Origin of the sequence: Microbulbifer sp. 2205BS26-8, from assembly GCF_030731025.1 — a bacterium.
GTDB lineage: Bacteria > Pseudomonadota > Gammaproteobacteria > Pseudomonadales > Cellvibrionaceae > Microbulbifer > Microbulbifer spongiae.
This window is the reverse complement of record NZ_JAVAMR010000020.1, coordinates 22,217-43,734: the sequence shown is the minus strand read 5'-3', so window position 1 is coordinate 43,734 and position 21,518 is coordinate 22,217. Positions and strand designations below refer to the sequence as shown.

General features: G+C 49.4%; 3 protein-coding genes (1 of these 3 cut by a window edge). All 3 read left to right on the top strand.

Annotation, left to right across the window (positions count from 1 at the left end):
* The first annotated feature begins 15 nt into the window (after positions 1 to 15).
* Tightly spaced (each overlapping or abutting the next), the 3 genes in view from Q5Y71_RS08765 to Q5Y71_RS08755 form a layout consistent with a single transcriptional unit that may run on beyond the window.
* Positions 16 to 13,017, top strand: a complete 13,002-nt coding sequence (locus Q5Y71_RS08765) for a non-ribosomal peptide synthetase (protein WP_306041702.1) — start codon at positions 16 to 18, stop codon at positions 13,015 to 13,017.
* Positions 13,014 to 14,021, top strand: a complete 1,008-nt coding sequence (locus Q5Y71_RS08760) for a TauD/TfdA family dioxygenase (RefSeq protein ID WP_306041700.1) — start codon at positions 13,014 to 13,016, stop codon at positions 14,019 to 14,021. The genes Q5Y71_RS08765 and Q5Y71_RS08760 overlap by 4 nt, the downstream gene beginning before the upstream one ends.
* Positions 14,018 to 21,518 carry the 5' portion of a non-ribosomal peptide synthetase gene (locus Q5Y71_RS08755; protein WP_306041698.1) on the top strand. It continues 11,054 nt past the right edge of the window, so the window shows 7,501 of its 18,555 coding nt (coding positions 1-7,501); its start codon is at positions 14,018 to 14,020; its stop codon lies beyond the right edge, outside the window. The genes Q5Y71_RS08760 and Q5Y71_RS08755 overlap by 4 nt, the downstream gene beginning before the upstream one ends.

The window sequence follows — 21,518 nt, the reverse complement described above, 5'->3', positions numbered from 1 at the left end:
TTGCAGCAAAAAGGTGTGCAGCGTACAGCTCAGATGGAAGAGGCACCTATTCCAGTTTGCGACCGCACCAAGCCACTACCTTTGTCTCATGCCCAACAGCGTTTGTGGTTTTTAGATCAAATGCACCCACAGCTTAATCAGGCTTATCACATTTCCGGCGGTGTGTGTCTACGGGGACACTTGGATCAGCAGGCACTGATTAAAGCACTGAATCGCATTGTCTTTAGACACGAAATTCTGCGAACAGCATTTGTTGTCCTCGATGGTGATCCCGAGCAAGTAATTTTGCCTGCTGACAGTCGCTTTGAATTCGTGTTTGAGGATTTACGTGAAAGCCTTAACCCTGAACAAACCATGGATGAACTCATCGCTAAAGATTTGCGCCAGGACTTTGCTTTAGACAGCGCTAAACTGATTCGCGCTCAACTTTATCGCTTGCAAGACGAGGAGCATAGACTGTTCGTCAATATGCATCACATAGTCTCCGATGCTTGGTCGCTGGCTGTTTTTTTACGGGAAGTCAGTGAGCTTTATGCTGCTTATTGCCGCGGAGATGGTGATCCGCTGCCACCCTTGACACTGCAATATGCCGACTATTCTGTTTGGCAACAACAGTACCTATCTCCCGCATTATTAGCAAAGCAGAGACAGTATTGGAAAACCACCTTAGCTGATGCCCCCAGATTGCTGAAATTGCCCACCAATGGCCCACGCCCCTCTCAACAAAACTACCGGGGAGCCTCAGTAGCGGTTCTGTTAAACCCTGAACTGAGCCAGCATTTGAAATTGTTGAGCCAGCGCCATGGGATAAGTCTCTATACGACTCTGCTGGCGGCCTGGGCGCTAGTGTTATCCAGATTATCGGCACAGGAAGACATTGTGATTGGCACGCCGGTGGCCAATCGAGCCAGCCCCGAAATTGAAGGACTCATTGGTTTTTTTGTGAATACCCTGGCGCTGCGCATCGACCTGTCAGGAGAGCTGAATGTGGCTGGCTTGCTGGCTCGGGTTAAGGAGGTCAATGCAAGTACTCAGAACCACCAGGACATACCCTTTGAGCTGGTGGTCGAAGCCCTGCAACCCGAACGCAGTTTATCTCATTCACCCTTATTTCAAGTGATGTTCGCCTGGCAAAATGCACCCAAAGGCGTACTTGATTTCCCCGGTTTGGATATGGAATTGCTCGACTTAAAGACCTCGACCACCCAGTTCGATCTGTCTCTGTCCCTGGGAGAAAACGGTGAGCAGATTGCAGGTTACCTGATCTATTCAACGGCACTCTTCGATGCCGTAAGCGTGGAGCATTTTCTGACATACTGGAAGCTGCTATTGCAAGCTATGTTGGAAGACGAGCGCAGTATTCATGGCCTAGCCATGTTACCGGAGAGTGAACGCGATTATCTGCTAAAGACTAGCAATAAAACCAGAGAGTTTGCGGTTGGCGATTGTCTCCATCAAATATTCGAAGTCCAGGTGTCCGAGACCCCCAGGCATACCGCCCTGGTCTTTGAAGACCAGAGGCTCAGCTATCAGCGCCTTAATCACCAGGCCAACCAACTGAGCCACTACCTGATAGAGCAGGGGGTGGGCCCCGATGTGTTAGTGGGCTTATGTGTTGAGCGCAGCATTGAGATGGTGGTGGCCTTACTGGCCATTCTTAAAGCCGGAGGCGCTTATGTCCCCCTCGATTCGGCCACCCCTGAATCGCGCTTGCAATTTATGCTGGCTGATAGCACACCGCGTTTGTTAATCAGTGACCGCCCCATCAGCGGCGATATTCCACAGATTGATATCACCGAGGCTGAGCGTTGGTCAGATTACCCCACAGCCAATCCAGTGGTGGCAGATTTGCGCCCGGATCACCTGGCCTATGTGATTTACACCTCAGGCTCCACTGGCGAGCCCAAAGGGGTGATGGTGGAACACCGCCAGGTAGGGCGCTTGTTTGCGGCCACCAATGACTGGTTTGGCTTTACTGATCAAGACGTGTGGACGCTGTTCCATTCCTGTGCCTTTGACTTCTCCGTGTGGGAACTCTGGGGGGCCTTGCTCCATGGGGGGCGTCTAGTGGTGGTTCCCCAGTCCCTTGCCCGTTGTGCTGAGGATTTTTATCGCCTGCTGTGTGAGCAGAGGGTGACGGTGCTGAATCAAACCCCCAGCGCCTTTCAGCAACTGCAACAGGCCCAACAACACAGTCACGACAAGCATCAACTGCGCATCATTATCCTGGGTGGAGAAGCCTTAGATGTCCAGAGCCTGAAACCCTGGTATGCCCACAATGGAGAACAGACCCAACTGGTGAATATGTATGGGGTTACGGAAACCACCGTACATGCCAGCTATCGTCCGCTGAGCATCGAGGACACTGAACAATCGGCTAGTCCCATCGGCCAGCGACTGCCCGATCTGACAAGCTATATCCTCGACCGGCACCATCAACCCGTGCCCGTAGGGGTTATCGGGGAACTGTATATTGGTGGGGCAGGTGTGGCTCGTGGCTATTTGAAGCGAGCGGAATTGACCAAAGCCCGTTTTATTGCCGACCCCTTTAGTGAAGATCCGAATGCCCGTTTGTATAAAACAGGTGATCTTGTCTGTTGGCATAGGGATGGCAGTATTGAGTTTATCGGTCGCAATGACAGTCAGGTAAAGGTGCGGGGCTTTCGGATAGAGCTCGGAGAAATTGAAGCGCGCTTGCGTGAGATTGAGTCTCTTGACAGTGCCGTGGTGATCCTTGACTCGTCTTTGGATGAAAAGCGTTTATTGGCTTATTGTGTGAGTGATAAAGCCCGTTGGGATACGGAGCTGTTGCGCAGCCATTTATTGCAGTGTCTTCCAGTATATATGGTGCCCTCGGTATATATTCGTTTGGATAGTTTTCCGTTAACGGTCAATGGCAAGCTGGACCGCAAGGCTTTACCGCTGCCGGATGGAGAGGCCTACAGTCGAGGGGAATACGAGGCGCCCATTGGAGAACTAGAGGAAAGCCTGGCCGCTATCTGGTCAGAGTTGTTGGGTGTAGAGCGAGTGGGTCGCTGGGATCATTTCTTTGCTTTGGGTGGGCACTCTTTACTGGTGGTGCAACTGATGTCGCGCCTTCGAGAAGCCGGCTGGCAGCTGGCGGTCAGCGATGTCTTTAATACGCCTGTGCTCGCGGATTTGGCGCAAAAGCTTGAGGTGGATAATCGATTGACGATTCCCGCCAATGGCATTCCTGCTGATGGTCTTGCCGAGGGAGAAAAAATCACACCAGACATGTTAAATTTGGTGGATCTCAATCAGGCCCATGTCGACCTTATCGCAGACTCAGTGGATGGAGCGGCAGCCAATATTCAGGATATTTATCCACTGGCCCCATTGCAGGAAGGCATTTTGTTTCACCACCTGTTGCAGGAACAGGGTAATGACTATCTGCTGACAAATCTGATGGCGTTTAAGGAGCGCCAGCACCTGGATAATTTTCTCGAAGCCTTGCAATGGTCGCTGGATCGCCACGATATTTTGCGCACCGCTATAGTCTGGGAGGGCTTGCCTGAACCGCTGCAAGTGGTGTGGCGAAAAGCCTCCATTGTAGTTGAAGAGATTGTTATTAGTGCAGATGGCGATGCCGCAGAACAATTATTGAAACATTACAACCCTCTGCATTACTCATTGGATATCACCAGGGCACCCCTGTTGACGGTCGCTAAAGCCTTTGATGCACACAAACAGCGTTGGCTATTGCTATTGCTGCACCACCATCTGGTGGATGACAACACATCGTTGACAACACTGATTCGTGAAATATCCCACTATTTGCAAGAGGATATAGGGGACTTACCCAAGCCTGTGCCATTTCGGAATTTTGTTGCCCAGACTCGTCTAGGGGTTGGCCATGATGAACAGGAAAAATTCTTTACTGAGTTGTTAAGGGGTGTGGATGAACCTACAGCAGCTCCGGGACCTCTCAATACCCAAGGCGGCGGTGACGCTATCGCGGAATCGCAATTGCACCTGGACTCTTTATTGGCTCGGAATATAAGGCGTTGCGCACAAACCTTGGGTGTAGGGGCGGCGAGCTTGTTTCATCTGGCCTTTGCCCGCGTGCTGGCTTGCTTGTCTGGGCGCGATGATGTGGTTTTTGGTACGGTGTTATACGGTCGTATGCAGGGTCCAGCATTTGCTGATCGCGCTGTGGGCATGTTTATCAACACACTGCCTGTACGTATTGACCTTGGCCATAGAGGGGTTGCGACCGCTGTTAGTCAGACCCACCAACAACTGGTGCAATTGATGCGCTACGAGCACGCTTCACTGGCGCTGGTGCAGCGATGCACTGGGGTTGAAGCGCCACTGCCTCTGTTTACGGCTTCACTCAACTATCGTCAAAGTACCGATAATCTGGATGAAACAGCACCCATTCCGGGCATGGAAATTCTGCATTCTCATGAGCGTACTCATTATCCGGTGGGATTATCCATTGACGATTTGGGCGATGGCTTCTTGTTGACCGCGCAGGTCGTCGACACACTCGGTCCCCAGCGCTTGATTGCTTATCTACAGGAGGTTTTACAGGACTTGGTAAGGGCACTGGAGCAGTCACCGCAACGTTTATGTGCAGAGTTAAATGTACTCGGCCATATTGATCAGCAACAAGTACTGAATGAGTGGAGTGGTATAGACAGGCCACTCACTGAGACTCCTTGTATTCAGCAACTTTTTGAAGCCCAGGTTGAGCGCGTACCCAATGTTATCGCCGTTGTCTGCGAAAGGGATACGCTGAACTACTCGGCCCTGAACGCTGAGGCCAACCGTCTAGCCCATTATTTCATCGAGCGGGGAGTTAAGCCCGATAAACTTGTGGCACTCTGCGTTGAGCGCCGCGTAGAGATGGTGGTGGCGATACTGGCGGTTCTTAAAGCCGGTGGTGCCTATGTGCCGCTGGACCCTTCTTATCCGACAGAGCGTTTACAGTATATGCTGGACGACAGCGCACCCGTGCTATTGTTGGCCGATGCCGGTGGAAGTGCTCAGTTGCAGCAGGTATCACTGCCATGTCCGCTTATTGATTTGATCAACGATAGGCAACAATGGTTGGACCGCCCTTATCACAACCCCACTGTTGAGGCGCAGCTATCATCCCATCTGGCCTATGTGATGTATACCTCCGGCTCCACTGGGCAACCCAAGGGGGTGATGGTGGAGCATCGGCAGCTGGTGAGCATGAGTCAGGCGCGTCTGAACTATTACGGTGACGTCAACTCCACGGTGATGATTCCACCGTTTTCATTTGATGCTTCGGTTGCGGTTATCTGGAGTGCTCTGTTATCAGGTGCTCGCCTGGTCATTCCATCCTTGTCCTGTATTCAGAACACGGCCGAAATGGCGGCATTGATGCAGTGCCAGGCCATTGAGGTGCTGGTCTGTCCCCAATCTTATTACGCAGCTTTACTGCAAGAGGGAATCAACACCGATACCTTGCGCCAGGTGATTTGCGGCGGTCAGTTGCTGCCTTCGACTTTGCTCAAGCAGCATGATGAATGCGCTAAACACGTTCAGTTGTACAACGAGTATGGCCCTACTGAAGGCACGATTTGGGCATCTACTGCAAGATTGAAACTGGGTATTCGCGATAACACTATCGGTCGGCCTGTGGCGCCGGCGCGTTTGTATATTCTCGATCAACACGGCCAGTTGGTGCCGGTGGGTGTTGTGGGTGAACTTGCTATTGGCGGTGCGGGTGTGTCGCGGGGCTATTTAAACCAGCCCGTACTCAGTCGCGAATGTTTTGTCAAAGACCCTTTCAGTCAACACTCTGGTGCCCGAATGTATAAAACGGGTGATCTGGCTCGTTGGAATGCCGATGGCACTATCGATTTTATGGGGCGCGGTGACCACCAGGTGAAATTCCGAGGCTATCGTATTGAGCTGGGGGAAATTGAATCCCAGTTACGATCTTGCGAGGCAATCAAGGATGTTGCAGTGACTATCTGGCAGTCATCAGCGGAGTCGGTACTGGTGGCCTATATCGCCACTGATACCGCATTGGATATCGAAGATTTACGCTATAGACTCGCTAAATATTTGCCCGACTATATGCTTCCCTCGGCCTATGTGCAGTTGCCTTCACTGCCACGCACAGCGAATGGCAAAGTCGACCCCAGGGCTCTGCCCGATCCTGACAATAATGACTACAGGGCGCGCAGTTACGAAGCGCCTGTGGGTGAAGTCGAGCAAGCCCTGGCAGACATTTGGTCAACATTATTAGGTGTTGAGCAGATCAGTCGCTGGGACAATTTTTTTAGCCTTGGTGGTCACTCGTTGATTGCTATCAAGTTGCTGGGCAAAGTGCATGAAGCCGGTTGGCAAATGGATGTTAAAAGCCTGTTCAATACTCCCGTGTTGGCAGATCTGGCGCGGGCTATTGGGGCGTTGGGTGAGCTTGACATCCCTGCCAACAGCATCCCCGCCAATAAAATTTCCGCTGACTGTGAATCCATTGAACCGGAGATGCTGACTCTGATCGATCTCAGTGATAAGGAAATCGATCATATTTGTCATAGGATATCGGGTGGCGCGGCAAATATTCAGGATATTTATCCCCTGGCACCCTTGCAGGAGGGGATTCTATTTCACCATGTGTTGCACCAACAGGGAGATGCTTATCTACTCTCTAATCTGCTTGCCTTTGATCATCGACAACAGCTTGATAAATTTTTATGTGCTCTGCAATGGGCGGTTAATCGCCACGATATTTTACGTACAGCCGTCTTCTGGGAAGGGCTGACCGAACCTGTACAAGTGGTTTGTCGAGAGGCGTTGCTGTCAATTGAGGAAGTAAGTCTAGAGGTAGAAAGCGACAGTGTCAAAGAACTTTTATGGCGCTTTAACCCGCGCCACTATCGGATGGATATTGGTCAGGCACCGATGATTAAATGCCTTATCACCTTTGATGCCGAACATGATCGCTGGCTTTTGTTAGCATTGTTTCATCACCTAGTGATGGACCACGAGACCCTGGAACTATTAGTCACTGAAGTACTGGCTCAACTTGAGGGGCGCTCCGAAGCGCTGGCTGCCCCCATACCTTTTCGTCAATTTGTCGGGCAGACCTTACTGGGCGTAAGCAAACAGGAACACGAAAGATTTTTTACGGATTTGCTCAATGATGTTGATGAACCTACGGCACCATTAGGTATTGTCGATGCACTGGGTGATGGCACCGGGATTACTGAGCTGCGCCACGAATTAGAGTTGTCTTTAAGCAGGCGTTTGCGACACTGTGCAAATCTTCAGAGAGTGAGTCCAGCCAGCCTTTTTCATCTGGCCTTTGCCCGTGTGCTGGGGTATTTGTCTGGTCGCGATGATGTGGTATTCGGCACAGTGTTATTTGGTCGCATGCAAGGGTATGAAACAGATCGCGCTCTTGGCATGTTTATGAATACCCTGCCAGTGCGGATTAATGTTGGCGATATTGCTGTGGACAGAAGTCTGCATTTGACTCAGACATTACTCGCTGATCTTTTGCACCATGAACACGCTTCACTGGCAATGGCACAACGCTGTAGCCGGGTCTCCGCGCCATCACCGTTGTTTACCGCCTTGCTCAACTATCGACATGGCGTGAATCAGGAGGCCAGGCAGAGGGGCTGGCAGGGTATGGAGGCATTATTTGTCGAGGAGCGCTCCAATTATCCCCTGATGCTCGCAGTAGACGACCTGGATGATGATTTTATTTTGAACGTTCAAGTCGTTGACTTGCTGGATGCCGATCTTATCTCGGCTTATATGCAGCAGGTCTTAAAATCGTTGGTGAAATTGCTGGAAGACTTTCCACAGACCCCCTGTTGTCGTTTGGATCTATTGTCCGCCGCACAATACCAGCAGCTTGTTGACATCGGAAACGCGAAGAAGGAGGTATTCTCTGAACGCGAGTACGTCCACAGTCTGTTTGAAACTCAGGTTACCAACGCGCCCAATGCAATCGCAGCAGTCTGTAAAGACCACACTCTGACCTATGCGGATTTAAATAAGCGTGCCAATCAATTAGCCCACTATTTACGGGCGCAAGGCGTACAGCCTGATCAACGGATTGCCCTGTGTGTTGAGCGCGGTCTGGATATGCTCATCAGTCTGTTGGCCATCTTAAAAGCAGGGGCAGCCTATGTACCTCTGGATCCGGCCTACCCAGTTGAACGTTTACAAACGATGCTGGCCGACAGTGAACCGCAATTGCTACTGATCGACAATCATAGTCAGGGTTTGTTTGACCGTGACAAATTCGTATTGCCACTGTTGAATATACAAACAGATCAATATCTGTGGCAAAGCTGTTCCAACAGCATACCCTGTATCGAAGGATTGTCATCCGCTCATCTGGCCTATGTGATTTACACCTCCGGTTCCACCGGAAAACCCAAAGGCGTGATGGTGGAACACCGCAATCTGGTGAATCTGCTAAGGGCCTGTCAACAACAACCAGGCATAGCGCCCAGTGACCGACTGTTAGCTATCACCAGTATTGCCTTTGATATTCATGCACTGGAGCTGTATCTCCCCCTGATCAGTGGTGCTTCAGTGCATATTGCCAGTCGTGAACTTACTCGTGATGGCCACGGTTTGCGCGATTATCTGCTGGCGCAGAATATTTCTGTTTTTCAAGCGACCCCGTCAACCTGGAAACTGTTATTAGCAGCGGGATGGCATGAGTGCAGGGATCAATTTCAATCCTTGAAAGCACTGATAGGCGGCGAGGCATTTTCCTGTCATTTGGTACAGCAATTACTGCCTTCGCTCCGTGAACTATGGAACGTTTACGGCCCCACCGAAACCACGGTCTGGTCAATGGCAGGCCAGATTATCGATGGGGATAAACCTATTGTCCTGGGTGATCCGATTGCTAATACCCAGATTTATCTATTGGACAGCCACCAGTACCCAGTGCCTGTGGGTGTGACTGGTGAACTCATTATTGGTGGTGCTGGCGTGGCGCGGGGTTACCTGAATCGGTCTGAACTGACCCAAGAACGCTTTATAGATAACCCCTTTCATGAGCAGGGTTCACGGCTCTATAGAACCGGTGACCTGGCACGGCGTTTGGATGATGGCAGCATTGAATTTCTGGGCCGCAACGATTTCCAGCTTAAAATACAGGGTCACCGTGTTGAGCCGAGTGAAATAGAAGCCGCGTTACTGGCCTGTGAAGGCGTGAGTGATGCCGTCGTAAATTCATACAGTGCGACGGATGATAGGCAGCTTGTGGCTTATTTTATCGGTGATGAATCAGTTGATCCTGAACGCTTGAGCGCTCAATTGAAGGATCGTTTAGCCAGCCATATGCTGCCTTCGGCCTACATAAGGTTAGACGCCTTACCGATGACAGCCAATGGCAAACTGGATCGCAACGCACTGCCGTCACCGGATAGGGGGGATTATCGACAAGCCCACTATGAAGCACCTATTGACGAGAGGGAGAGTTTGCTGGCAAAGGTCTGGGCCGATCTATTACCCATTGACCAAGTGGGCCGCTGGGATAATTTCTTTGACTTAGGAGGACATTCCTTATTAGCGGTGCAACTGATGGCGCGCTTGTGTGAAGCGGGTTTGCAACTCGATATCCGCACCCTGTTTAATACCCCCATTCTGGCTGATCTGGCGCAACAGCTCAGCTTGGTTGATGATCTGCCCATCCCGCCGAATGCAATACCCGCTGGTACTCAGACGATTACGCCGGATATGCTTGGCCTGGTGGATTTAACACACATGGAGATTGATTCTATTGCGGCGACGGTCAGAGGTGGTGCTGCGAATATTCAGGATATTTATCCCTTAGCGCCCTTGCAGGAAGGCATTTTATACCATCATTTACTGGACGCTAAAAACGATCCCTACTTGCGTGCCAATGTATTGGCCTTTGATCATCGTGCCGATCTTGACAAATTTTTAAGTGCGTTGCAGTGGCTTGTTGCCCGTCACGATATTCTGCGCACCGCCATCTTGTGGAAAGGGCTATCCGAGCCTCTACAGGTTGTGTTGAGGCAAGCGCCGCTCACTATTGAAACGCTGGATATTGCGGGAGAGCTGGCAGGGCTTGAAAAGGATCATCTGTCGAATAAATTCAGGCCATTAGTGCCCCCTCAATGGCGACACCGGATCGGCGATTATCCAATAGATATCGAACAGGCTCCTCTGATACGTGTTCTGGTCGGGTTTGATACCCGTCAGGACCGTTGGCTGATGATGATTGTCAACCACCATATCATTATTGACCACACCGGCCTGGAAGTCCTAATAGAAGAAATAAATGCTTATATTTCGGGTCAGACCTTAGCACCCGCCGTACCCTTTCGCGATTATGTGAGCAACATGCGTCGGAGAACAAACACAGATGCAGAGAAGACCTTTTTCACACAGATGCTCGGTGATATGAATGAACCCACAGCCCCTTTTGGTATTGTCGATGTGCTGGGAAATAGCAGTCGCACTCTGGAATCTCAACAGTTGCTGGATAGTAAACTCGCCCGACGCCTACGCGTCTGTGCCAAGCAATATGGGGTTAGCCCGGCCAGTCTGTTTCATTTCGGGTTTGCCCGCTTGCTGGGTATTTTATCCGGTCGTGATGAAGTGGTATTTGGCACAGTACTATCTGGTCGTATGGATGGTGGTAGGTCGGTAGATCGCGCATTGGGTATCTTTATGAATACTTTACCGATACGCATTAATGTCGGCGATATCGCCACTTGCCTCAGTGTCAACGACACTCATCAGCGCCTGGTGGATTTACTCGACTACGAACATGTTCCTCTGTCTCTGGCTCAACAGTGTAGTGGTGTTCAATTGCCAGCGCCGCTGTTTACTGCCTTATTGAACTACCGTCACAGTCATATCGAGCACAGTAGTCAGCCACAGTCAGCAGTTAAGCTACTGTCCAGTGAAGAAGGCAATAATTATCCACTGAGCCTGGCTGTGGATGACCTTCAAGACGATTTTAATTTGACTCTGAGAGTAATGGATACACTGGACTGTGCAGATATTGTTGCTTATATGCAACAGGTTATGGGAGAGATCGCTGCGGCATTAGAAACCGCTCCAGAAACCCTTTGCCAAAGCCTATCAGTACTGACGAGGCCACAACGCCAGCGTATATTAGAGGACTGGAATACAGCGGCCTGTGAATATTCATGGCAGCATTGCATTCATTCCCTGTTTGAGACGCAGGTTGAATCGACTCCGGATGTCGTTGCATTGGTATATAAAAATCAAACGTTAAGCTATCAAGACTTAAACTGTCAGGCTAATCAATTATCCCACTACTTGAGTCAACAGGGCGTTAGCCCAGGCGATATTGTTGCTCTTTGTGTTCAACGCTCTTTTGCCATGGTGGTGGGTCTGCTGGCGGTATTAAAAGCAGGGGCAGCCTATGTGCCTCTGGACCCTTCATACCCCAAAGCGCGTCTACAGTTTATACTCAGTGACTGTAAACCTAGACTCCTGTTAAGTGATGGCTGTATTGACGATATTCAACAGCCTATGCCCGGGGATATTCCTGTTATTGATTTGCTTGCCGATTGGATGAACTGGCAACACGAGTCTATCGATAATCCACTACATGCAGACTTAACAGCATCCGATCTGTGCTATGTGATTTATACCTCAGGTTCCACCGAAAGGCCCAAAGGTGTCATGGTTCGCCATGAGAATATTGTCAACCATATCTTGTGGCGTCAGCATCACACACCACTCGGTGTTGACGATCGTGTACTACAGAAGACGACTTTTGGTTTCGATATTTCTGTGCTCGAATTTTTCTGGCCGCTGACGACGGGTGCAGGTCTGGTGCTGCCTCGTGGTCAAGGCGAAAAAGATCCACCGTATCTGTGTCAGTTAATGGCGGCGGCAGGTGTCAGTGTGGTGCAATTTGTCCCTTCCATGCTAACGGTTTTACTGGAGGAAGGCGATGTCTCAGATTGTAGTCGCTTACGCCATATTTACTGTGGTGGTGAAGCGCTGACCCCATCTCTACTGTCCCGTTGCCGGGAACGTTTGCCCGAATGTCAGATACATCAGGTCTATGGCCCCACAGAGACCTGTATCGATACCACTTGTTGGAGCTGTCCGACAGACTTTTCCGATCAGGTCATTCCTATCGGGCGACCCATTGCCAATACGCAGCTCTATATTTTGGATCAATGGGGTGAACCTGTGCCAGTGGGCGTGACCGGGGAAATTTATATTGGTGGTGTTGGTGTTGCCGAAGGCTATCTAAACCGCCCGGAATTAACCCAAACACATTTTATAGAAGATTCATTTAGTGATTGTCCTCAAGCACGTTTGTACAAGACCGGGGATTTAGGGCGGTGGACTGTGGATGGTATGGTCGAATTTCTGGGGCGCAGTGACTTTCAAGTAAAACTCCGTGGCTTTCGTGTTGAACTGGGTGAAGTTGAAGCGGTATTGCGTGACTGTAATGGGATTCGCGATGCACTAGTGCTTGCCGATCAAGAGGGCTCCCGTTTAATCGCCTACTGTCTTAGCTATGATGCGATCTTGGATATCGAAGATTTACAGTCAACACTGTCAGCGAATCTACCTGACTATATGGTGCCCTCAGCTTATGTGAGATTAGAATCATTCCCTTTGAATGCCAATGGTAAATTAGATAGAAAAGCCCTGCCTGCACCCGAGGGAGAGACTTATGTCCGCCAGCAATATGAAGCCCCTAGCAGCGATATTGAAATCGAAATAGCGACTATCTGGGAAAAATTATTAGAGGTTGAAAAGATTGGGCGCTGGGATAGTTTTTTTAGCTTGGGCGGGCATTCTCTATTGTCAATTGCTCTGGTGAGAGAAGTCAAAAATGAAATTGATGTTGATATTACCCTCGCCGATATTTTCGAACACCCCACACTTAATTCACTGGCTGAGCGTGTATTGAATTTACAGTTACAGCAGTTTGACGAAAGTGACCTGGAAAATATTCTCTTTGAGCTGGAAGAAAATTCTATTGAAGAAAAGAAAGAATTACTGGAGGGAATATGAATTTTTCGAATGTCACACTCACTCCCTTAGCGTCTAATGGTCATTTGCCTATTGTTGTAGAAGCAAACAAACAATCCGAACATCTTTATGAATGGGTGCAGGATAATAAAGACGGTGTTGATACTTTAATCGAACAATATGGCGGCATTGTTTTTCGTGGCTTTGCACTTGATGGCCGTCAGGGTTTTATCAATTTTGTTGGTGATATTTCTGAACCACTGGAATATCGCTATCGCTCAACGCCTCGTAAACATTTGGGAAAAAACCTGTATACCTCGACGGAATACCCTCCTGATCAGGTCATTCCCTTGCACTGTGAAAATGCTTACCAAAGGGATTGGCCGATGCGGTTGTTTTTCTATTGTGAGCGGGTGGCGAAAGAGGGTGGTGAAACATTGTTGGCCAATATTGCGCATATTACCCATAACATTCCCCAGGAAATTATTCAGTCATACACTGACAAAAAAATAATGTATGTGCGCAATTATCACAGAGGTCTGGATTTGCCCTGGCAAACGGTTTTTCAAACAGAGAACAAGAATGAAGTAAACGATTATTGTGAAAGGCACGGTATTGTGACTAAGTGGTTGGATAATAATACTCTGAGAACGGAGCAAATCTGTCAGGTAATGGCTAAGCATCCTGGCAACCGTAAATCTTTGTGGTTTAATCAGGCCCATCTTTTTCATATTAGTAATCTGGATAAGAAAATCAGAGAAGTGCTGCTCAAACTTTACTCTCAGGAAGCATTGCCGAGGAATGTTTTACACGGGGATGGATCTTTTTTGGATGAAGAATACTTAGATCAGATACGCACGGTATATGATCAACACAAAGCGCTTTTGTCCTGGCAGAAAGGCGATGTTTTGTTATTGGATAACATGGCCATTGCTCATGGTAGAAATACCTTTTCCGGGGATAGAAGTATTGTCGTAATAATGGGAGACAGTTATTCATCCCAGCTGAAATCACCCACAGCACTTTACACAGAAATAGCACAATGAGTGAATCAGCTATAGAAAAACTAAGCGTTGCGGAACGCGAAAAATTGTTGAAGATAGCAAAGCAGCGCACATTAAAACGAAAAAAAATGCACCCCGAAAAATCAATTGAGGTGATTAGCCGAGATCAACCCTTACCCTTGTCTCGCGTGCAGCAACGCCTATGGTTTTTATGTCAATTGGATGAAAAAGCCAGTCTCGCTTATCACATTGCTGGAGGTGTGCGTTTACAGGGTGCTTTGGATGAAGTGTCACTGCAAACGGCATTGGATCAACTGATATCACGCCACGAGACCTTGAGGACCGTGTTTGTTAGTGCTGACGGTAAACCCCAACAGCGAGTGTTGGCACCGGAAACGGGTTTCGCCATCAAACGGCAGGATTTTCGTCGTGTCAATCCTGTAGAGCGGGAAGCAAAGGTAAAACAACACATTGCGTTAGATGAAAAGACTCCCTTTAATTTGGAACAAGGTCCTTTGATTCGCGGACAATTGTTCCAGCTTGCTGATCGTGAACACGTGCTGTTTGTCAGCATGCACCACATTATCTCGGATGGTTGGTCTTTGAGTATTTTCCTGCGCGAGCTCAGTGTTCTCTACTCGGCCTGTATTCAGGGCATCGCTTCACCCTTAGCCCCTTTGCCCTTTCAATACGCAGACTATGCCGTTTGGCAACACACTCAATTGAGTTCAGGAGAATTATTAAAAAAGCAAAGCCACTACTGGCAACAAACACTGGCTAATGCGCCTTTGTTATCGACTTTACCCAGTGATTTTGAGCGACCTCTGGAACAGAGTTATCGGGGAAGTTCTCTGCCAGTGTCTCTGGATAAAACTCTGAGTCAGCAGATCAAGGTTTTTTGTGAACAGCAGGATTTAACCCTGCATATGCTGTTGCTATCCACCTGGGCACTATTGCTGTCGCGGCTGTCGGTTCAGGACGATATTGTGATCGGCACCCCGATGGCCAATCGAAGCCGACAGGAGCTTGAAGGCTTGATGGGGTTTTTTGCCAATACACTGGTTTTGCGAATTGACGCCTCACCCACGCTCAGCGGTGGTGAATTTTTGGCACGAGCTAAAGCGCGCAGCATCGAAGCCCAAAGCTACCAGGACATCGACTTTGAACAGGTGGTTCAGTTGGTGACTAGCGAGCGCAACTTGTCTCATTCACCTTTATTTCAAATGATGTTTGATTGGAAGAACACATCGCAAGCCACACTAAGCCTGGCTGGTTTAGACATTGTTCCACTATCACGTGAGGTTACCACAACACAATTTGATGTATTGCTGTCCCTAGGTGAAAGCCATGGAAAAATAAGCGGCCATCTGGCTTATGCATGCTCACTCTACACACCTGAAACTTTGCAACGCTATCTACACTATTGGCAATCATTACTCAGGGAATTGATCAGTGATGATCAAAAGCCCATCGGCCAGTTTAACTTGCTCGATGGTGTTGAACGCAAGCAAATATTACATGAGTGGAGTGGAACTCAAGTCGCCTACCCTGTGGAACAATGTATTCATCACTTATTTGAAGCCCAGGTTGAGCGTACACCTCGGGCGCCCGCGTTGATTTACGAAGATAAAATACTGAGCTACCACGAACTCAATGCCCAGGCCAATCAGTTAGCCCATTATCTGTGCGAGCAGGGGGTTAAACCCGATCGTCGGGTTGCCTTATGTGTTGAACGCAGTCTGGATAGGGTGATTGCCTTACTGGCTATTTTGAAATCCGGTGGTGCCTATGTGCCACTAGACCCCGATCATCCCGAAGAACGCCTGCATTTTATGCTGGCCGATAGTGAACCGCAGCTGTTATTAATTGATGACAATGTACAGGTGTGCTTTAAACAAAGCCCTTGCAAATTAGTTAATATCGAAACCGATCAGCACTTATGGTCGTGCGCATCGACCTGTAATCCTGAGGTGGAAGCGCTTGGGCCGAGGCATTTGGCCTACGTGATTTACACCTCCGGTTCTACCGGCCAACCCAAGGGCGTGATGAATGAACACCGTGGCGTGGTCAACTATCTACACTGGCGTCAGCGCAATTACACCTTGACGGATGCAGATGCAGTATTGCAAAAAACACCCTATAGCTTTGATGTATCGGTATGGGAATTTTTCTGGCCGCTGATGTCCGGTGCGCGTCTGGTGATCGCCCGACCACAGGGACATCAAGACCTGACTTATCTCCATGCCTTGATCGAATCAGAACAGGTGACTGCACTGCACTTTGTGCCATCGATGTTATCCGTGTTTCTCGAACACTTGCCGCCACAGTCCTGTCACAGTGTACGACAGATTTTCTGTAGCGGCGAAGCGCTATCGGCTTGCGTGGCTAAACGTTGCCTTACACGCCTACCCAACAGTGCATTGCACAATCTCTATGGCCCAACCGAGGCATCAATCGATGTGACAGCATGGCTTTGCGAAGCGGAATCGAGGAGGGTAGCTATTGGGACACCGATTGCCAACTGTCGTATTTATATTGTCGATCACAGTGGTCAACCTGTTCCCGTAGGGGTTGCGGGTGAACTACTGATCGGTGGTGTCTGTGTGGCTCGCGGTTATATCAACCGACCTGAATTGACAGAGGAACGGTTTATCAGTGATCCCTTTTACGACGACAACGGTTGTAAGGACTTGGACGCACGGGTATACAAAACCGGCGATCTGGCCCGCTGGCGGGCAGATGGCACCATCGAGTTTTTAGGTCGCAATGATTTTCAGGTGAAGATTCGCGGTTTTCGCATTGAATTAAGTGAAATAGAAGCGCGTTTGCGTCATTGCGGTGGCATAAAAGACGCTGTGGTCATCGCAGATGGCGATAGCGAACAGAAGCGTTTGCTCGCCTATTGTGTCAGTGATAATGAAATTTTAGATAGCGATTCCCTGCGCGCCACTTTACAACAATATTTGCCGGATTATATGGTGCCTTCAGTCTATGTACGACTGGAGTCACTGCCTTTGAGCAGTAACGGAAAACTGGACCGCAAAGCCCTGACAGCACCCGATGGCGATGATTATAGTCGTCGTCATTACGTCGCAGCCATAGGTGAGGTTGAACAAACCTTGGCTCAAATTTGGTCAGACCTGCTCAATATTCAAAATATCAGTCGCTGGGATAATTTCTTTGCCCTGGGCGGACACTCGCTGCTGGCCATGCAGTTGCTATCGCGTATGAGTGAAGCGGGTTACTCGCTGAATATACGTGCACTTTTCAAGCAGCCAGTACTGTCAGACCTGGCAAAAGCCGTTCAAACCGCCAGACCAGCATGGGTGATACCCGATAATGGCATTCCCCCAGGCGCCGATAGTATTACACCGGAAATGGTGACACTGGTCGATATGTCTCAGCGGGAGATTGATCACGTCTGTGGTACCGTTACAGACGGAGCCGCTAACATTCAGGATATTTATCCACTAGCGGCTTTGCAGGAAGGTATTTTGTTTCATCACTTGCTCAATGAACACAGTGGTGATGCTTATTTGCTCTCTAAGCTGTTAGCTTTTGCTAACAAAGACCATTTGGATGGCTTTGTGGACGCATTGCAGTGGCTTGTTAAGCGCCACGATATTTTGCGTACCTCGGTGTGTTGGGAAGGTTTGTCGGAACCCGTACAAGCGGTGTGGCGAGAAGCACCTCTGGTCGTCGAAGCACTCGATCTGTCTGATAAAAAAGAGATTGCCAACTATCTTCTGACAGACTTTTTGCAGGGGCAGCACATGGATATTAGTCAGGCGCCCCTGTTTCGCGTGGTGATTATTTTTGACTCTCTGGAGAATCGTTGGCTGTTATTAACCCTCTATCACCATTTGATTATGGATCATGCGGGACTGGATATATTGATTAAAGAATTATCGGCCTATTTAGTTGATCCACAGATAGCATTAGCTCCCCCCCCGGCTTTTCGACAGTTTGTGGCACAGGGGCGATTAGGTGTCACCCAAGCACAACATCAGTCCTTTTTTGAAAACCTGTTGGCTGATATCGATGAACCCACCGCGCCTTTGGGACTGCTCAATACCCACGGTGACGGCAGTGCTATAGAGGAGGCAAGGGTCTGTCTGGCGCCGCAATTATCTACTCGACTGCGCACTTTAGCACTCTCTCAGCAAGTGAGTGTGGCCAGCCTGTTTCACCTGGCCTTTGCCCGCGTATTGGGGTGTTTATCGGGGCGCGATGATGTGGTCTTTGGCACTGTGTTATTGGGTCGTATGCAAGGTAGAGACTCAATTGATCACGCCATGGGCATGTTTATGAATACCTTGCCAATACGTATCCAGGTAGGTGATATCGGTGTTGGCCATAGCCTTCAGAATGTGCAGGGTTTACTGGCAGATCTTTTGTACCACGAACATGGCTCTCTGGCGTTAGCACAACGTTGCAGTGGTATCGCGGCCCCCTTACCACTATTCACGGCCCTATTGAATTATCGCCACAGTACACCGCTTGATTCAGAGAGTCACTCATCTCCACTGCTTGATTTTGAGCTGTTAAGTTCAAGAGAACGCAGCAACTATCCCCTTATGTTGGCAGTGGATGACTTGGATGAAGACTTTATCATTAATGTCCAGGCGGTTACTGAATTGAACGCTGCGCAGATTGAACAATATTTAGTTGAAGCGTTGACATCCCTGGTATCGGTTCTGGATAGTGAACCTGCAAGCCCTTGTTATTGTTTAAATATACTGGCTGATTCGCAGAAGCAACAATTATTGACTCAGTATAACGATACCTGCCTGCCCTATGCTGATGACCTATGTATTCATGAACTGTTTGAACGGCAGGTAGAAAAAACGCCGGATGCTACTGCCCTGGTCTATGAGGGTCAATCACTTAGCTATCGGGATTTGGATACACGCGCCAATCGCCTGGCCCACTACCTAAGAGAACAAGGGGTGGTTCCAGACAATCGGGTAGGACTCTGTCTTGAACGTGGATTTGACATGCTGGTGGGCATGTTGGCCATACTGAAAGCCGGCGGTGCCTATGTTCCCTTAGATCCCAGTTATCCTCTGGCCCGTTTGCAACATATGCTCACCGACTCCGGTGCCTCTATCGTCGTCACTCAAAGCTCTGTGATGGGGATTTTTGCAGGCAGGCCCCAACAATTTATCTCTGTAGATTCGGATAAGAGCTGGCAGACATTTCCCCAGGATAAACTTGTGCCAGGGGAGATTGGACTCAAGTCCACCCAACTGGCCTATGTTATCTATACCTCCGGTTCGACTGGAAAGTCAAAAGCGGTGATGATTAGTCACCAATCTGTCGGTAATTTTTTTGCCGGTATGAGCCAGCGATTGGGTGAATCAAGAGCGCCGCGCACATGGCTGGCGACCACCAGTATCAGTTTCGATATTTCAGTACTCGAACTGCTGTGGAGTTTGCAACAGGGGGATTGTGTTGTTATTCAGCCCGATCCACTGGTATCGGTCCCAGCTATCGCTGACAAGGCGATGGATTTCAGTTTGTTTTACTTTGCCGCAGAGGATGGACACAGTGGTGCCAATACCTATGACTTACTGCTGGAAGGCGCCCGATTTGCAGACCAGCAAGGCTTGGCGGGTGTGTGGGCACCTGAACGCCACTTCGCCAGTTTTGGCAACCCCTTCCCCAATCCCTCGGTCGCTGCGGCCGCTATTGCAGCCGTCACCCAAAAACTCACCATTCGGGCGGGCAGTGTGGTGCTACCCCTGCATGACCCGATTCGGGTGGCTGAAGAGTGGTCCATGGTGGATAACCTGTCCAGTGGTCGGGTGGAGCTGTCCATGGCCTCGGGCTGGCACCCCAATGACTTCGTATTAGCGCCTGAAAATTTTAATCAACGCCAGCAAATACTCAGGGAGGGTATCGATACTGTCAATACCTTATGGTCTGGCGGTCATTTGACCCGAGAAAACGGTCTGGGCGATGAAGTGTCTATCAGTCTACACCCACAACCCGTCCAAAGGCATTTGCCCCTATGGATTACCGCCGCTGGAAACCCAGAGACGTTTCGCTATGCCGGTTCCATTGGTGCAAAACTTATCACTCACTTATTAGGGCAAACAAAGGAAGAATTAGCCGAAAAAATTGCCGTTTACCATGAGGCTTTAGCCGCAGCGGGCTTTGCGCCACAGCAGGGGAGAGTCGCTTTGATGCTGCACACCTTTGTCGGCGATGATGAAGCTGAGGTTAAAGCCCTGGTTGAACAACCCTTCAAGCACTATTTGAGTCACTCCATCGATTTGCTCAAGCCCATAGCCGATGAAGCCATGCTCGATTTGGAGCGAGAAAAAGAGCGGATTCTGGATATGGCATTTAAGCGTTACTATCAAACCAGTAGTTTAATGGGGACGCCCACCAGTTGCCTAAAACAGATTCAATCCCTACAGGCTATCGGTGTGGATGAAATTGCCTGTCTTATTCATTTTGGTATTGAACCTGCGATTGTGATGGATCATTTATCGCAATTGCAAACATTGCAAAGCAATGCAAAGCGTTTGCTTTGCCAGCAAAAACTGTTAGCCAGGCGCCAGCAAAAATCCTGGTCAATGCAGAATTTGTTAAAAACCCACGCCGTTACCCATTTACAGTCAACCCCTTCACTACTGCAACAATACTTACAGGATTCAGAACTCGCCAAGGCCATGCAGGGTTTACAGCAATTATTGGTGGGCGGTGAAGCCCTGTCTGCCGATCTGGCTGAATCCCTCACGGCTCAGGTGCAGGGGCAAGTGTTCAATATGTACGGCCCGACAGAAACCACCATCTGGTCGAGCATTGCCCGAGTGGAAGGCAAGCCGGTGTATCTGGGCACACCGATTGCCAATACCCAATTTTATGTGGTAGATGATTTTGGCGAACTGCTGCCACCAGGAGTGCCTGGGGAACTCTGGATAGGCGGCGCTGGCGTTTCTCAGGGATATTTAAATCAAGCGGAGCTAACGGCCAGTCGATTTGTTACCACAGCCGATAAAGGTCGAGTTTATAAAACCGGTGATCGTGTCCGCCGCCTGGCAAATGGTCAACTGCAATATCTCGGGCGTCAGGATTTTCAGCTTAAAGTGCGCGGTTTTCGCATTGAACTTAGTGAGATTGAAGCGGCTCTGTGTGAGTGTGAAGGGGTGAGAGAAGCCTTGGTGATCGCTCATAAGACCGGCGATGATATTCAGTTGGTGGCTTATTGTATTGGTGGTCAACAGGCTTTGGATGGCGAAGTCCTAAGAGCGTCACTGGCTCAAAAATTACCGAGCTATATGCTGCCTTCAGCCTATCTGCAACTGGATAGCTGGCCTTTGACTCTCAGTGGTAAGCTCAACCGCAAAGCCTTGCCAGACCCAGCCGGTGAATCCTATATTCGCCTAGTTTACGAAGAGCCAGTGGGTGAGCTTGAACAAATGCTGGCGCAGATATGGTCCGATTTATTGGGCATAACATCCATTGGACGGCGGGATAACTTTTTCAACCTGGGGGGGAATTCCCTGGTGGCAATCAAGTTGCTGACTC